The organism is Pseudomonas putida (assembly GCF_028682455.1).
GTDB classification, from domain to species: Bacteria; Pseudomonadota; Gammaproteobacteria; order Pseudomonadales; family Pseudomonadaceae; genus Aquipseudomonas; species Aquipseudomonas putida_AA.
This window is the reverse complement of the sequence record NZ_JANHLD010000003.1, coordinates 776171-788842: the sequence shown is the minus strand read 5'-3', so window position 1 is coordinate 788842 and position 12672 is coordinate 776171. Positions and strand designations below refer to the sequence as shown.

Annotated in this window: 13 protein-coding genes; 4 read left to right on the top strand and 9 right to left on the bottom strand. The window is 62.4% G+C overall.

The window, feature by feature from the left end:
- Positions 1-35: 35 nt before the first annotated feature.
- Positions 36-479 carry a Cd(II)/Pb(II)-responsive transcriptional regulator gene (gene cadR / locus NPS58_RS20750; RefSeq protein WP_274117155.1) on the top strand — a complete coding sequence of 148 codons (444 nt, stop codon included), beginning with the start codon at positions 36-38 and terminating at the stop codon, positions 477-479.
- Positions 480-545: 66 nt separating this feature from the next.
- Here the strand turns inward: cadR and NPS58_RS20745 are convergent, their stop codons facing one another.
- The 3 genes from NPS58_RS20745 to NPS58_RS20735 are packed head-to-tail and all read right to left on the bottom strand — an operon-like array spanning position 546 to position 3171.
- The gene (locus NPS58_RS20745; RefSeq protein WP_274117154.1) at positions 546-1517 is read right to left on the bottom strand and encodes a thymidylate synthase; all 972 of its coding nucleotides are present in this window, start codon (positions 1515-1517) and stop codon (positions 546-548) included.
- Between the two features lie 47 nt (positions 1518-1564).
- Positions 1565-2374 carry a prolipoprotein diacylglyceryl transferase gene (lgt, locus tag NPS58_RS20740; RefSeq protein WP_274117153.1) on the bottom strand — a complete coding sequence of 270 codons (810 nt, stop codon included), beginning with the start codon at positions 2372-2374 and terminating at the stop codon, positions 1565-1567.
- A 14-nt stretch (positions 2375-2388) separates the two neighbouring features.
- The gene (locus NPS58_RS20735) at positions 2389-3171 is read right to left on the bottom strand and encodes a sulfite exporter TauE/SafE family protein (protein WP_274117152.1); all 783 of its coding nucleotides are present in this window, start codon (positions 3169-3171) and stop codon (positions 2389-2391) included.
- 130 nt (positions 3172-3301) lie between these two features.
- Between NPS58_RS20735 and NPS58_RS20730 the strand changes: the two genes are divergently transcribed.
- Positions 3302-4048 carry an NRDE family protein gene (locus tag NPS58_RS20730; protein ID WP_274117151.1) on the top strand — a complete coding sequence of 249 codons (747 nt, stop codon included), beginning with the start codon at positions 3302-3304 and terminating at the stop codon, positions 4046-4048.
- A 48-nt stretch (positions 4049-4096) separates the two neighbouring features.
- Here NPS58_RS20730 and ptsP read toward each other — a convergent pair whose 3' ends face one another.
- Together ptsP and NPS58_RS20720 are read right to left on the bottom strand one after the other, a co-directional pair.
- Complete coding sequence (gene ptsP / locus NPS58_RS20725) at positions 4097-6376, bottom strand: phosphoenolpyruvate--protein phosphotransferase (RefSeq protein WP_274117150.1); 2280 nt, start codon at positions 6374-6376, stop codon at positions 4097-4099.
- Between the two features lie 22 nt (positions 6377-6398).
- Positions 6399-6878, bottom strand: a complete 480-nt coding sequence (locus tag NPS58_RS20720) for an RNA pyrophosphohydrolase (RefSeq protein ID WP_010222140.1) — start codon at positions 6876-6878, stop codon at positions 6399-6401.
- A 140-nt stretch (positions 6879-7018) separates the two neighbouring features.
- Between NPS58_RS20720 and NPS58_RS20715 the strand changes: the two genes are divergently transcribed.
- Entirely contained in the window at positions 7019-7675 is a 657-nt protein-coding gene (locus NPS58_RS20715; protein WP_274117149.1) for an HAD family hydrolase, read from the top strand.
- Between the two features lie 68 nt (positions 7676-7743).
- Here NPS58_RS20715 and NPS58_RS20710 read toward each other — a convergent pair whose 3' ends face one another.
- Both NPS58_RS20710 and ilvA read right to left on the bottom strand, forming a co-directional pair.
- Positions 7744-8172: a DUF2269 domain-containing protein gene (locus tag NPS58_RS20710; protein ID WP_274117148.1), complete on the bottom strand. Its 429-nt coding sequence runs from the start codon at positions 8170-8172 to the stop codon at positions 7744-7746.
- Between the two features lie 39 nt (positions 8173-8211).
- Positions 8212-9726, bottom strand: coding sequence for a threonine ammonia-lyase, biosynthetic (gene ilvA, locus NPS58_RS20705; protein ID WP_274117147.1), 1515 nt, complete (start codon positions 9724-9726; stop codon positions 8212-8214).
- A gap of 136 nt (positions 9727-9862) precedes the next feature.
- Here ilvA and rpiA point away from each other — a divergent pair, with 136 nt between their 5' ends.
- The gene (gene rpiA / locus NPS58_RS20700) at positions 9863-10534 is read left to right on the top strand and encodes a ribose-5-phosphate isomerase RpiA (RefSeq protein ID WP_028943859.1); all 672 of its coding nucleotides are present in this window, start codon (positions 9863-9865) and stop codon (positions 10532-10534) included.
- A gap of 58 nt (positions 10535-10592) precedes the next feature.
- On the opposite strand, the gene NPS58_RS20695 is transcribed toward rpiA, so the two are convergent.
- Positions 10593-11504, bottom strand: coding sequence for an SdiA-regulated domain-containing protein (locus NPS58_RS20695; protein ID WP_274117146.1), 912 nt, complete (start codon positions 11502-11504; stop codon positions 10593-10595).
- An 89-nt stretch (positions 11505-11593) separates the two neighbouring features.
- Positions 11594-12526, bottom strand: coding sequence for an SdiA-regulated domain-containing protein (locus tag NPS58_RS20690; protein ID WP_274117145.1), 933 nt, complete (start codon positions 12524-12526; stop codon positions 11594-11596).
- Between the last annotated feature and the right edge of the window lie 146 nt (positions 12527-12672).

Genomic DNA, 12672 nt, shown 5'->3' with positions numbered 1-12672 from the left:
CTATAGGGTCAAGCCACCTGTCGAGGTATTTGCAGATGAAGATCGGAGAACTGGCCAAGGCCACCGACTGCGCCGTGGAGACCATTCGCTACTACGAGCGGGAAAACCTGCTGCCGGAACCGGCACGCAGCGAAGGCAACTACCGGCTGTACACCCAGGCCCATGTGGAGCGCCTGACCTTTATCCGCAACTGCCGCACCCTGGACATGACCCTGGAGGAAATCCGCAGCCTGTTGCGCCTGCGCGACAGCCCGGACGACCAGTGCGAGAGCGTGAATGCGCTGATCGACGAGCATATCCAGCACGTCAAGGCGCGTATCGATGGGCTGCAGGCATTGCAGGCGCAACTGCTGGAACTGCGCCAGCACTGCCATCCGAAGGAGGTGCAGTGCTCGATCCTGCAGCATCTGGAGGTCAATGGCGCGGTGACGGCCCCGGAGGCGGAGCATTCACACGTTGGCCGCAGCCACGGGCATTGATGCCCTGCGATGCGATGTGAATGACAGATCGCTATCGCGGGGCAAGCCCGCACCTACCAGGGGTGATCAGACGGCCATTGGGGCTGTCATGGGCGCGTGGTGCTCGTAACCTTCGAGGCTGAAGTCGCTCGGCTCGATCTTCTCCAGCCACTCGGGCTGGTACACGCCGGTCTTGGCGAACTCAGGTACACGATCACTGATGACCAGCCGGGGCGCTGCCAGCGGCTCGCGCTTGAGCTGCTCGTTGAGCATGTCCAGGTGGTTTTCATACACGTGCGCGTCACCGATGAAGTAGGTGAACCAGCGCGGCGTATAGCCAGTCAGGCGGCCTACCAGCGACAGCAGCGCTGCGCCTTCGGTGAGGTTGAACGGCGTGCCCAGGCCCAGGTCGTTGGAGCGAATGTAAAGGGTCAGGGAAATCTCCCTGGTCTCGACATTGGGGTGGAACTGGTACAGCAGGTGGCACGGCGGCAGGGCCATTTCGTCGAGCTGGGCGCAGTTCCAGCCGTGGAACAGGATGCGGCGGCTGCCCGGGTCGTTGATGATGGTGTCGACGCACTGGCGGATCTGGTCGATGGCCTTGTACAGCACAACGAAGGCTTGGCCGTCTTCTTCGGCCTGGGCGATCTGCTGGAAACCCTGGCTCTGGGCCAGCTCGATAGCCGCCGGGTTGCTCAGGGGAATGCGCTTGTAGGCCGGCCACTGGCGCCATTGCACGCCGTAGATCTCGCCCAGGTCGTCATGCCCCTGGCGGAACGGGTTGGCCAGCCACTGGGCGTTTTCGTTGGCGTTCTGGTCCCAGACCTTGCAGCCCAGCTCGCGGAACTCGCCGGCGTTTTTCACGCCGCGCAGGAAGCCGACCATTTCGCCGATGGCCGACTTGAACGCCAGCTTGCGGGTGGTGATGGCCGGGAAGCCTTTCTGCAGGTCGAAGCGCAGCATGGCGCCCGGCAGGCTGATGGTACGGATACCGGTACGGTTACCCTGCAGGGTGCCGTTTTCGATCACATCACGGACCAGATCTAGATACTGTTTCATGGCTTACCTGTAACAAGGACGGCAGGGGATCACCCTGCCGTGGAAAATCAAACGGCGGCCTTGGCCGTGGGTTTGCGGTTGTAGGCCCACCAGATCAGGCCGATGCCGCCGAGGATCATCGGCACGCAGAGCAACTGACCCATGGTCAACCAGCCGAAGGCGATATAGCCCAGCTGGGCATCGGGAACCCGCACGAACTCGACGATGAAGCGGAAGATGCCGTAGAACAGCGCGAACATGCCGGAAATGGCCATGGTCGGGCGCGGCTTGCGCGAGTACAGCCAAAGAATCAGGAATAATGCCACACCTTCCAGGGCGAACTGGTACAGCTGCGACGGGTGACGTGGAAGTTGGGACGGATCGCTGAACGGCGGGAACACCATGGCCCACGGCACGTCGGTAGCCTTGCCCCACAGCTCGGCGTTGATGAAGTTGCCGATACGCCCGGCACCCAGGCCGATCGGCACCAGCGGTGCGACAAAATCCATCAGCTCGAAGAACGACTTGTTGTTGCGCTTGCCGAACCACAAGGCTGCCAGCATCACGCCGATAAAGCCGCCGTGGAACGACATGCCGCCCTTCCATACCTCGAAGATCAGCGCCGGGTTGGCCAGGTACGCATGCAGGTCATAGAACAGCACGTAGCCGAGACGTCCGCCGACGATCACACCCATCGACAGCCAGAACACCAGGTCGGAGAGTTTCTCCCGGCTCCAGGTCGAATCGAAACGGTTGAGCCTGCGCGACGCCAGCAACCAGGCGCCGCCGATGCCGATCAGGTACATCAGGCCGTACCAATGGATTTTCAGCGGACCCAGGGCAATGGCCACTGGATCGATCTGCGGGTAAGGCAGCATGGTGACTCCTCTCGTTAAAGCAAAAAGCTTAGGCCCACGCAGAACAGCAGCGCGGCGAACAACCGTTTCAGCAAGCGTGGCGACAGCTTGTGTGCCAGACGCGCGCCAAAGCGGGCAAAAAACATACTGGTCAGGGCGATCCCCAGCAGTGCGGGCAAGTACACGAAGCCCAGGCTATGGTCGGGCAGGTGCGGGTCGTGCCAACCCAGCCAGATAAAGCTCAGGGCGCTGGCCACGGCAATCGGAAAACCGCAGGCCGAGGACGTCGCCACGGCTTGCTGCATGGGCAGGCTGCGCCAGGTCAGGAACGGCACGGTCAACGACCCACCGCCGATGCCGAAGATCGCCGAAGCCCAGCCGATCACACCCCCGGCTGCGGTCAACCCGGGCTTGCCAGGAATGCCGCGGCTGGCCTTGGGCCTGAGGTCCAGGGCCATCTGCACGGCGATCACCAGGGCGAAGACGCCGATGATTTTCTGCAGCATCGGGCCCTGGATCGCCGAAGCGGTCTTGGCGCCGATACCGGCACCGACCAGGATACCCAGGGTCATCCAGACGAATATCGGCCACTGCACCGCACCTCTGCGATGGTGCTCGCGGATGGCATTGACCGAGGTAAAGACAATGGTCGCCAGGGAAGTTCCCACCGCCAGATGGGTCAGCACCGAGGCATCGAAGCCCTGCAGGGTAAAACTGAACACCAGCACCGGCACGATGATGATCCCGCCGCCCACGCCGAACAGCCCGGCCAGCACGCCTGCACAGGCGCCCAGCAGCAGATAGAGCACGAATTCCATTGTCGCCCCCGTAAATTCAGTCCGGCATGGTAACGGAAGGTAGGCCCAAGGCTCTAGTGAAGACACGTGAAGTCGATGGAACAGCGCGGACGCTATCGGTAGAGTGGGGAAAAAACACAGAGGACCACCTATGTGTCTGATCGTTTTCGCCTGGCGGCCCGGACATCCCCAGCCGTTGATCGTCGCGGCCAACCGCGATGAGTTCTACGCCCGTCCCAGCCGCGTGCTCGAAGCCTGGGACGACGCACCCGGCGTCTATGCCGGACGGGACCTGGAGGCCGGGGGCACCTGGCTGGGCGTGGGTCCGGCAGGTCGTTTCGCCGCCCTGACCAACATCCGCGACCCGCAGCAAGCCCAGGGCGCCCGCACACGGGGTGAGCTGGTGGCGGCGTTCTTGCGTGGTGAAGTAGGGGTCGAGGCCTACCTGGACCAGGTGGCCAGCCGCAGCCAGCACTATTCGGGGTTCAACCTGCTGGTGGGCGATAGCGGGCAGCTGGGGTACCTGAATGCCCGCGGGGCAGCGCCGCAGCTACTGAGCGAGGGCGTATACGGGCTCTCCAATGCCGGCCTGGATACGCCGTGGCCGAAGCTGGTCAAGGCACGGGCAGGCTTGCAGCAGCACCTGGCCGACCCCCAGCCTGCACAGCTACTGGACTTGTTGGGGGACAACCAGCAGGCGGCGGACAGCGAACTGCCGGAAACCGGCGTCGGGATGAGTACCGAGCGTTTGTTGTCGAGCGTGTTCATTGCCAGCCAGAACTACGGCACGCGGGCCAGTACCGTGCTGATTGTCGAGGCGGATGGCCGGCGGCGCCTGGTCGAGCGCAGCTTCGGGCCGTTCGGGGGGCATCTGGGCGAGGTGGACTTGCAGGTCTGACGCATCGCGGGGCATCTCCCACCGAGCATGGCTACATGCCCCGCGATGTCACAAGGTCTTGGACGACCCTGGATTGATCATGCGCGCCAGCCCCAGGTTCTTCAGGGCCAGCTGCAGCGAGCTGTGGATAACTTGCGGGTTGTCGATACCCATCGCCTGGGCCAGCAACTCCTGGGACTTGCTCAGGCTCACCTGGCGCAGCATCCATTTCACCTTCGGCAGGTTGGTGGCGTTCATCGACAGGCTGTCGAAACCCATCGCCATCAACAGCACCGCCGCCGCCGGATCGCCCGCCATTTCGCCGCAGATACTGACCGGCTTGCCTTCGGCATGGGCATCACGCACCACGTTCTGCAAAGCCTGCAGCACCGCCGGGTGCAAGTAGTCGTAGAGGTCGGCGACCCGCGGGTTGTTGCGGTCGACCGCCAACAGGTACTGGGTCAGGTCGTTGGAGCCGACCGACAGGAAGTCCACCTGGCGCGCCAGCTCGCGGGTCTGGTACACCGCTGCCGGGATCTCGATCATCACACCCACCGGCGGCATCGGCACGTCGGTGCCCTCGTCGCGCACCTCGCCCCAGGCACGGTGGATCAGGTGCAGGGCTTCTTCGAGCTCGTGGATACCGGAAATCATCGGCAGCAGAATGCGCAGGTTGTTCAGGCCTTCACTGGCCTTGAGCATGGCGCGGGTCTGCACCAGGAAGATTTCCGGATGATCGAGGGTAACGCGGATACCGCGCCAGCCCAGGAAGGGGTTGTCTTCCTTGATGGGGAAATACGACAGCGCCTTGTCACCGCCGATGTCCAGGCTGCGCATGGTCACCGGCAACGGGTGGAAGGCCGCCAGTTGCTCGCGGTAGATCGCCAGCTGTTCCTTTTCGCTGGGGAAACGCTGGTTGATCATGAACGGCACTTCGGTGCGGTACAGCCCCACCCCTTCGGCGCCGCGCTGCTGTGCGCGGGCCACATCGGCGAGCAGCCCGGTGTTGACCCATAGCGGCATGCGGTGGCCATCGAGGGTGATGCACGGCAGTTCGCGCAGGGCATCGAGCCCCTGGGCCAGCTGACGCTCTTCTTCGACCACCTCGGCATACTGCTTGCGCAGCACGTCGCTGGGGTTGGTGTAGACATCACCCTTGTAGCCATCGACGATCATGTCGATGCCATCGACCTTCGAATACGGCAGGTCGACCAGGCCCATGACGGTGGGAATACCCATGGCGCGGGCGAGGATCGCAACGTGGGAGTTGCCCGAACCCAGTACCGACACCAGCCCCACCAGCTTGCCTTCCGGCACTTCGCCGAGCATGGCCGGGGTCAGCTCTTCGCTGATCAGGATGGTGTTGTCGGGATAGACCAACGTCTGCTGCCTTGCCTCTTGCAGGTAGGCCAGCAGACGCCGGCCCAGATCCTTCACGTCGGAGGCCCTCTCACGCAGGTAGGCGTCGTCCATCAGCTCGAAGCGATTGACGTGCTCGCCCACCACCTGGCGCAGGGCGCCCTGGGCCCACTGGCCGGTCTTGATCACCTGTACCACTTCGCCGCCCAGGGCCGCGTCGTCGAGCATCATCAGGTAGACGTCGAACAACGCGCGCTCTTCCGGGCGCAGCTGGTTGGCAAGCTTGGCAGAGAGGTTGCGCATGTCTTCGCGCACCCCTTCAAGGGCATTGTTGAAAAGCTGCAGTTCAGCGTCGATGTCTTCGACAGTCTTGTCGGGCACCACATCGAGGTCGGCCGGGGGCAGCATGACCACCGCCTTGCCCACCGCCGCGCCGGGCGAACCTGGTACACCGACGAACTTGGCTTCCTGGATACCCTTGCCCTGACGACCGAGGCCACGGATCGAACCCGTGGCCTCGGCATGCGCGATAACACCGGCGAGCTGGGCGCTCATGGTCACCAGGAAGGCTTCTTCGCCCTCGTCGAACTGGCGACGCTCCTTTTGCTGGATAACCAGGACCCCGACCACACGCCGGTGGTGGATGATCGGTGCACCGAGGAAGGAGGCGAAACGCTCTTCACCGGTTTCGGCGAAGTAGCGATAACGCGGGTGGTCGGCGGCGTGTTCCAGGTTCAGCGGCTCTTCGCGGGTGCCGACCAGGCCGACCAGGCCCTCGTTGGGTGCCATGCTGACCTTGCCGATCGAGCGCTTGTTCAAGCCCTCGGTGGCCATCAGCACGAAACGGTTGGATTCCGGATCCAGCAGGTAGACGGAGCACACCTGACTGCCCATGGCCTCTTTGACGCGCAACACAATGATCCCCAACGCCGTCTTGAGATCCTTGGCGGAGTTAACTTCCTGGACGATCTTGCGCAGCGTATTGAGCATGGCTCGGGGTCGAACTCCGTCGTCAGTCGCGCGCCAGCAGGCGCGGGGCAAGCTCTTTGAGAGCGCGGCGGTAAACCTCGCGCTTGAATGTCACCACCTGGCCCAGCGGATACCAATAACTGACCCAACGCCAGCCATCGAACTCCGGTTTCCCGGTCAGATCCATCCGCACCCGCTGCTCGTTGGAGACCAGGCGCAGGAGAAACCATTTTTGCTTCTGGCCGATGCACAGCGGTTGGCTGTGGGTGCGGACCAGACGTTGGGGTAAACGATAACGCAACCAGCCGCGGGTGCAGGCAAGAATTTCAACATCATCCCGCTCAAGCCCCACTTCTTCGTTCAGCTCGCGGTACAGGGCATCTTCCGGCGTTTCTTCAGGATTGATCCCACCCTGGGGAAACTGCCAGGCATCCTGGTTGATCCGTCGAGCCCATAGCACCTGCCCAAGATCATTCGTCAGAATGATCCCGACATTGGGGCGAAAACCATCGGGGTCGATCACGGCAGCAACCTCGCAAACGCATGTCACGGCATTGTTCCACAAAGGTCACAAGGCCAGCAACGCGCCTGTTTACCTTATGTGCATCGTTGTGAAAAGTCCGTATTCTGTGGGACTTTTCAGATGTTATGCGAGTGACTTCAATGCGCCTGGCTTTATTCGATCTGGACAATACCCTCCTCGGCGGCGACAGCGATCACGCCTGGGGCGACTACCTCTGCGCCCGCGGGATTCTCGACCCGGTGGAGTACCAGAACCGCAACGATGCCTTCTACCAGGACTACCTGGCCGGCAAGCTGGACCTGGATGCCTACCTGAACTTCAGCCTGGAGATCCTGGCGGCGACCGAAATGGCGCAACTCGACGAATGGCATCGCGATTTCATGCGTGACTGCGTCGAACCGATCGTTCAGCCCAAGGCTCTGGCCTTGCTGAAGAAGCACCGCGACGCTGGCGACAAACTGGTGATCATCACCGCCACCAACCGTTTCATTACCGGCCCGATTGCCAAGCGCCTGGACGTCGAGACCCTGCTGGCCACCGAATGCGAGATGGTCGACGGCCGCTACACCGGACGCAGCACAGATGTACCGTGCTTCCGTGAAGGCAAGGTGACGCGCCTGAACCGCTGGCTGGAAGATAATGGCTACAACCTGGAAGGCAGCTACTTCTACAGCGACTCGATGAACGACCTGCCGCTGCTGGAGCAGGTGGCCAACCCGGTTGCGGTCGATCCTGACCCTAACCTGCGTGCCGAGGCCGAGAAACGCGGCTGGCCGGTGATCAGCCTGCGCGACTGATGTGAAGCGTTGCGCGGGGCAAGCCCGCTCCTATCGTAGGAGAGGGCTTGCCCCGCGATGCATATGAGTCAGACCGGCTTTGCGCCCATCAACCCTGCGATAGCGATAAAACACACCCCACTGAACACCGCCAGCGCCAGGGTGAACTTCGGATTACCTGCGCTCGGCGCCGTACGCCAGCGACTAACCCGCGCCAGCAACCAGAACCAGCTCAAAGCAGCGAAGGTGTAGATCACGCTGGAGCCCAGCAACCAGGTCTGCCCCAGCGGCCAGCCAATCAGGTGCACCAGCCACCACCCCGTGAACGGCATGCTCACCAAGCTGATGCCCATCAACAGCCAGACGAACACCAGCGGACGCTGCATCAGGCGAGTGTGAGCCTGTGCGTCGCCTTTGCGTCGCGCGATCCAGGTCCAGATCGCCAGGCCCAGGGCACTGCCCAGCAGAATCACGGTGGCCAGGACGTGCAGGGCTTTGAGGGTGGTCAGGTGTTCCATGTCATTTGCTTCCTTTTAGACTGAACTGAGCTTAGCTGCTCAGCCCAGGAACAATCGGTACGCCGGGTTATCGGTCTCATCCCAATAGGGGTAGCCGATCTTGGCCAGGGCTGCCGGCACCAGGTGGCGCTCATCATCCGGAACCTGCAGGCCAGCTACCACGCGACCATCGGCCGCACCATGGTTGCGGTAGTGGAACATCGAGATATTCCAGCGACCGCCCAGCTTGTTGAGGAAGTTGAACAGCGCCCCCGGACGCTCCGGGAACTCGAAGCGCAGCACCAGCTCGTCACTGACCCGCGCCGCATGGCCACCGACCATGTGGCGGATATGCAGCTTGGCCAGTTCGTTATCGGTGAGGTCAAGCACCGGGAAGCCTTGCTCGGTCAGGCTCTGGATCAGCGCGCTACGCGGGTCGGTGTCCGGATGGGTCTGCACACCGACGAAAATATGCGCCTCGCCATCGGCGTGATAACGGTAGTTGAATTCGGTGATCTGGCGCTTGCCGATGGCTTCGCAGAACGCCTTGAAGCTGCCCGGCTGCTCGGGGATGGTGACCGCGATGATAGCTTCGCGACCTTCCCCCAGCTCGGCCCGCTCGGCCACATGGCGCAGGCGGTCGAAGTTGACGTTGGCGCCCGAGTCGATGGCCACCAGGGTCTGCCCGCTGACGCCCTTGAGCTCGACGTACTTCTTGATCCCGGCGACGCCCAGCGCGCCAGCAGGTTCGGTGATCGAGCGGGTATCGTCGTAGATATCCTTGATTGCCGCGCAGATTTCATCGGTACTGACCGTCACCACCTCATCGACATACTGCTTGCAGATGTCGAAGGTGTGCTGGCCGATCTGCGCCACCGCCACGCCGTCGGCGAACAGTCCGACCTGGGGCAGCACCACTCGCTCGCCCGCGGCCATGGCCGCCTGCAGGCAGTTGGAATCATCCGGCTCGACGCCGATCACCTTGATCTCAGGCCGCAGGTACTTCACATAGGCGGCAATGCCCGCGATCAGCCCGCCACCACCTACCGGAACAAAGATCGCATCCAGCTGGCCCGGGTGCTGGCGCAGGATTTCCATGGCCACCGTGCCCTGCCCGGCAATGGTGTGCGGATCATCGTAAGGGTGGATATAAACGAAGCCCTTTTCCTCGACCAGCTTGAGCGAATAGGCCAGCGCATCGGGGAAGGAATCACCGTGCAGCACCACCTTGCCGCCGCGCGAGCGCACGCCTTCGACCTTGATCTCCGGGGTGGTCTTGGGCATCACGATGGTCGCCTTGATCCCCAGTTCCCGCGCCGCCAGCGCCACGCCTTGGGCGTGGTTGCCCGCCGAGGCAGTGACCACGCCACGGGCCAGTTCTTCCGGGGTCAGTTGCGCCAGCTTGTTGTAGGCGCCACGAATCTTGAAGGAAAACACCGGCTGCAAGTCTTCGCGCTTGAGCAGGATGTTGTTGCCCAGGCGCTTGCTCAACTGGCCGGCCGTGTGCAACGGGGTTTCGACCGCAACGTCGTAAACGCGCGAGGTGAGGATCTTCTTGACGTACTGTTCGAGCATCGGGAAAGCATCACTGGGCGGTTGGGCGGGGGCTTGGAGTCTACCCCAGCGCCCCGTCGGGCGACCACAGCAAGTCTGCGGTTTTAGCCGCTATACTACGCGCCTTCACGATACTCCTCCCCGCTTCGGAGCCCGCATGACCCAGGACCAACTCAAACAGGCTGTCGCCCAGGCCGCTGTCGACTTCATTCTGCCCAAGCTCGACGACAAGAGCATCGTCGGCGTCGGCACCGGCTCGACCGCCAACTGTTTCATCGACGCCCTGGCCAAACACAAGACTGCCTTCGACGGCGCGGTCGCCAGCTCCGAAGCCACCGCCGCACGCCTGAAGGGCCACGGCATCCCGGTCTATGAACTGAACACCGTCAGCGACCTGGAGTTCTACGTCGATGGCGCCGACGAAAGCGACGAACACCTGAACCTGATCAAGGGCGGCGGCGCAGCCCTGACCCGCGAGAAGATCGTCGCCGCCGTGGCCAAGACCTTCATCTGCATCGCCGACGCCAGCAAGCTGGTACCGGTACTCGGTGCCTTCCCGCTGCCGGTCGAAGTGATTCCAATGGCCCGCAGCCATGTGGCGCGCCAACTGGTCAAGCTGGGCGGCGACCCGGTCTACCGCGAAGGCGTGGTGACCGACAACGGCAACATCATCCTCGATGTGTACAACATGCAGATCACCAACCCGGTGGAACTGGAACGCCAGATCAACGCCATTGTCGGTGTGGTCACCAATGGCCTGTTCGCAGCGCGGCCGGCAGACCTGCTGCTGCTGGGTACGGCTGAAGGTGTGAAAACCCTCAAGGCCTGAACGCATCGCGGGGCAAGCCCGCTCCTGCCGGCAGGAGCGGGCTTGCCCCGCGCTCAGGTCATTCGGTCGGCTTCTTGAACACGTAGAACAGGTTCGGCTCGCTGACCAGGTAGATGGTCCCGGCATCGTCCATGGCGATGCCTTCTGCCTGCGGCACGCTCTTCTCCAGCCCCTGGAAACCCTTGCGTAGCGACAGGCTGCTCAGCGGCTTGCCAGTGGTATCCAGCTCCAGCACCAGCTGCGACTCATCCGACAAGGCCAGCAAGTGGCCGCTGCGCTCGTCAAACTGCAAACTCGACAGGTCACGCACGAACAACCGCGAATCACGCTTGCGGTCTTGAACGACGTGTACGGCATACGGCTGCTCGGGGTTGTCATGGGGAAAGCCATGCACTTCGTAGATCAGCATCGGGTCGCGCTCCTTGGCCACGAACAGGCGCTTGCCCTTCGAGTCATAGGCCAGCCCTTCAAAACCCTTGTTGCCGTTCAAGCCAATGCCCAGGCTCAACTGCTCGGAGTCGTTGGCATCGAGGAACAGCGTGCTGTCGTCGAGGCGCACACGGATCAGGCGCTGCTCGCGCTCATCGGTAATCACGTAGCTGCCAAGGCCTACATACTCCACTGCCTCGGGGTCGCCGAACCCGGTCAGCGGTATGCGCCGCAGGATGCGCCCGTCCAGCGACAGCTCGATCAACTCAGGCTGCTTGTTGGTGACCGTGAACAAGCTGTTGCGATCCGGGTCGAAGGTCAGCGCAGAGATGTCTTCATCCAGCCCGTCGATGGGCTTGGCCTGGAGGACGACACGGTATTGATCGAGCCCCATGCTCTGCTCAGCCGGTTGCCACCAGGTCTTGAGGTTGAACCAACCACGCTCGTAAAGACGATAGTGCTGCCCCGCTACTGCAAGCAGGAGCAGGGCAATCAGGCTGACAACCAGGGCGATCAGGGGCAGGCGGATGTAGCGGCGCATTCAGGGGGACTCGATAGGTGACAGCCTGAATCAGATCACATTCAACTGAAGCCAAACTTAAAATCTGCGTTGGCAGCACACAAGTCTAGTCAGGGCTTCTTGAACCGATAGAACAGGTCAGGCTCACTGACGATATACAGGGTGCCATGCTCGTCCATCGCCACACCTTCGGCGCGAGGAATGCGCTTGCTCAAGCCATTGAAGCCGCCGAGCAAGGTCATGAAGCTGACTTGTTCGCCTTGCTCGTCCAGCTCCAGCAACATGTTGGAGTCGGCCGACAACACCAGCAGGTGTCCGGTGCGCGGGTCCACGCCCAGCGCCGAGAGGTTGCGCAGGTCCAGCTCGTCGCTTGGCAGCGACTGCTTGTCGCCCGTCAGCGGGCCTTTGCCATCGCTGGCCCAGGTGAACAGTGCCGGCGGACGCTCTTCGCCCAGGATGATGCGCTGCTGCGCCGGGTCCCAGGCCACGGCTTCGAACGCCTTGTTCTGGTTCTTCGAAGGGCCGAGGTCATACTGCGGGAAGTCAGCGATATTCAGCGACTGGGTATCGGCTGCGAGGGTCACGATGGTCAATTTGTGATCACGCTCATCGACGATCGCCAGGCGACCACCTTCGAGCACCGCCACGCCTTCAGGATTGCTCCAGCCCACCAGGGGCATCTTGCGCAGTACATCGCCGTCAAGGTTCAGCTCGACCAGGAAGGGGTTCTTGCCCATCACCGCGAACAACGTCTTGCTCACCGGGTTGTACGACAGGTCGGAGGCCTCGTCGTCTTCCATGCCCGGCAGCACCTTGGCATCGATATCCACCTGGTAGTCCGGCAGCCAGATGCTGGCTTGCTGCTCGACCGGGGTTTCGAAGCTCTCCTTGATCCACAACAGGCCACGATCGTCCCAGTGCATGGCAATCGCCACGCCATAACCAATGATGGCCGCCGCTGCCAGCCAGGTTGACCAACGCAGGGCGAGCCCACGCTTGCGCGCAGAAGGTACGGATTTACTGGAGGGGACAGGAGTGGCCATGGGAATTTGTGCTCTTTTTTGCCAGTTAATAACACATTACCGGCACGTTCACAGAGCCGAATCCGCAAGCATTATCCGGATTGATTGTGAAAAAAATGACAAAAGCCGACAGAGCGCAGGGCAGCCGTTTCACCGGCCGCCCCGGG

What these genes read in the sequence shown, in the direction of transcription:
- NPS58_RS20735 (WP_274117152.1), bottom strand. Translation starts at nt 3,171, where the DNA reads ATGGAATTCGTGCTCTATCTGCTGCTGGGCGCCTGTGCAGGCGTGCTG.
- NPS58_RS20745 (WP_274117154.1), bottom strand. Translation starts at nt 1,517, where the DNA reads ATGAAACAGTATCTAGATCTGGTCCGTGATGTGATCGAAAACGGCACC.
- ilvA (WP_274117147.1), bottom strand. Translation starts at nt 9,726, where the DNA reads ATGCTCGAACAGTACGTCAAGAAGATCCTCACCTCGCGCGTTTACGAC.
- NPS58_RS20730 (WP_274117151.1), top strand. Translation starts at nt 3,302, where the DNA reads ATGTGTCTGATCGTTTTCGCCTGGCGGCCCGGACATCCCCAGCCGTTG.
- NPS58_RS20695 (WP_274117146.1), bottom strand. Translation starts at nt 11,504, where the DNA reads ATGCGCCGCTACATCCGCCTGCCCCTGATCGCCCTGGTTGTCAGCCTG.
- lgt (WP_274117153.1), bottom strand. Translation starts at nt 2,374, where the DNA reads ATGCTGCCTTACCCGCAGATCGATCCAGTGGCCATTGCCCTGGGTCCG.
- NPS58_RS20715 (WP_274117149.1), top strand. Translation starts at nt 7,019, where the DNA reads ATGCGCCTGGCTTTATTCGATCTGGACAATACCCTCCTCGGCGGCGAC.
- NPS58_RS20690 (WP_274117145.1), bottom strand. Translation starts at nt 12,526, where the DNA reads ATGGCCACTCCTGTCCCCTCCAGTAAATCCGTACCTTCTGCGCGCAAG.
- NPS58_RS20710 (WP_274117148.1), bottom strand. Translation starts at nt 8,172, where the DNA reads ATGGAACACCTGACCACCCTCAAAGCCCTGCACGTCCTGGCCACCGTG.
- cadR (WP_274117155.1), top strand. Translation starts at nt 36, where the DNA reads ATGAAGATCGGAGAACTGGCCAAGGCCACCGACTGCGCCGTGGAGACC.
- ptsP (WP_274117150.1), bottom strand. Translation starts at nt 6,376, where the DNA reads ATGCTCAATACGCTGCGCAAGATCGTCCAGGAAGTTAACTCCGCCAAG.
- rpiA (WP_028943859.1), top strand. Translation starts at nt 9,863, where the DNA reads ATGACCCAGGACCAACTCAAACAGGCTGTCGCCCAGGCCGCTGTCGAC.